The following is a 1,739-nucleotide window of genomic DNA, read 5'->3' on the forward strand; positions in this document are numbered from 1 at the left end:
CCTTCGTCACGATGATCCCTCCATGATTGGATTCTGGGGGGATCATCTCGCAGAAGAGGGCCTGGCGCTAGGTGTGCGCTATTTGACGCTCACGCCGATCCAACCCGATGAACACTAATTCGTCTGTTGGCAGATGCAAAAGAATTGCCTCTGCACGAGTTGAAGGCTCAATTTCAAATGGGGCGTACGGCAGTTTCCAGACACTTGTCGGTCCTGAAGGATGCCCATCTGGCCTTGGATCGAAAAGTCAGACGGGAGGCACGTGGGATGGGATTGTAAATTGCGAGGTCCTCGAAGTGGACGAGCCTCATCGGTTATCGTACACATGGGTAAGTGGCGGGGAAAACACGACAGTGACGTGGACTTTGAAACAAGACGCCGAAGGAACCACCCATGTGCATCTCGATCAAACTGGATTCAAGGAAGAGCAAGCATTCAGTGGGGCACTGTATGGTTGGCAGAGCATGGCTAACCAGCTCGAAAAAGTGTTGGCGGACTAAAAACTCGGGGTTCGATTTGCGTTCTAAGCATATAGGCATAACATTCTATTCGTACATGTCATGTACGTTCTTTGCAAATAAACGAGGCTTGTGCCATACGAGTGCATAAGCATTTAAAGCAGCTGGAGCAAGCGGATATAGAACTTGAAAAGGAAATAGCGCGACGGGATCGGGCCGTTGTAGAAGCATATAAAGGCCTTCAGGAAGCAGAGGCAGCAAGAAATGTTGATTCCTGTTGTTGGGAAATAAAGAGATAAAAGGAGCCGCGGAAATGTCCTATATCGTTGATTTTAAAAATGTGTCTACGGTTGGATTAGAGTCTTCACCTGTAGTAGAAGCGCTTGCTGGTTTACGTGCTAATGAAGCCCGTTACTTTATGAACAAATACAAGCATGAATTTACGGTTGTACCAGCTAGAGAAAGCCAGGAGACACTTGATTATGTAAACCGAATTTTGAAAGAAGAACGTGATATTGAGTTTGCGGCCAAACCTTTAGAAACGTCGCGTTTTCAAGTGGAAAATATCAAATTTGCCTACGTCTTTTATGAGGATGGTCTCGAGGTCAATGTCATGTATACGGTTGATGACCCTAAGAAGCGGGCCGTTGGTTTTAAGCTTTCTGAGGGGATGGAGGTACCAAAGGAGTTAGAAGGGAAGTTTAAGTTTGCTAGGCAGAAGTCTAAACTAGCTGGAACAATTCGGGGCTCATTTTTTGTAATTAAAGGAGAATATTAAAGTAAGCAAGGGCGCAATTGGAGGAATCCAGCCATTTTGCAGCCGCTCACGCTGTTTGTCGGTGGCTCGGTCACCGTTATTGGCGGAGCGGCTGTAGTGTCAATCTGCCAGCAGTATGAGCGTTCATCCGTCAGTCATTTCAGCCGTGAATCAATCAGCCAACAGCCCTGCGTTGCCATTCCAGGTCATTGAGTACCCGCTGGATGTGCCCTTCCTCAATCGCTTCGCTGTCCCGTGCCGCCGCGTCATAGAGTGCCTGTGTGCAGAATTGGTTTACAACACGAGGAATACCACGGCTGGCTGTGTAAATCATTTGAATATTCTCCATCGGTATCCCGTTGGAACGGCGTGTTCTGCCAGTTCCATTTTTCCATGGGCGTCATTGCTCGGTGGCTTTCAAATTAAGATCTCAAGTTTCGCACCCTTAGACAGCCAGCTTTTCCTTGATAGCGCTGGGTAAATGGGTGATAAACTGTTCAACAATCATGTCGATCACGGTGCCG

At 47.7% G+C, this 1,739-nt stretch carries 2 protein-coding genes and 1 pseudogene; all 3 read left to right on the forward strand.

Translation table 11 applies throughout. The features are described 5' to 3' along the window. Nucleotides 1-33: 33 nt before the first annotated feature. A pseudogene (locus G463_RS23750) lies at nt 34-264 on the forward strand (ArsR family transcriptional regulator); the annotation flags it as partial. Between the two features lie 32 nt (nt 265-296). Beyond that, nucleotides 297-500, forward strand: coding sequence for an SRPBCC family protein (locus G463_RS23755; protein WP_342663834.1), 204 nt, complete (start codon nt 297-299; stop codon nt 498-500). 271 nt (nt 501-771) lie between these two features. Then, a complete protein-coding gene (locus tag G463_RS0117270; protein WP_026976121.1) occupies nt 772-1,236 on the forward strand; it encodes a hypothetical protein in 465 nt (154 codons plus the stop codon). The last annotated feature ends 503 nt before the right edge of the window (nt 1,237-1,739 follow it).

It is taken from the genome of Alicyclobacillus contaminans DSM 17975, from assembly GCF_000429525.1.
Taxonomy (GTDB): Bacteria; Bacillota; Bacilli; order Alicyclobacillales; family Alicyclobacillaceae; genus Alicyclobacillus_A; species Alicyclobacillus_A contaminans.

Coding starts and splice junctions, on each gene's coding strand:
- G463_RS0117270 (WP_026976121.1), top strand. CDS start 772: ATGTCCTATATCGTTGATTTTAAAAATGTGTCTACGGTTGGATTAGAG.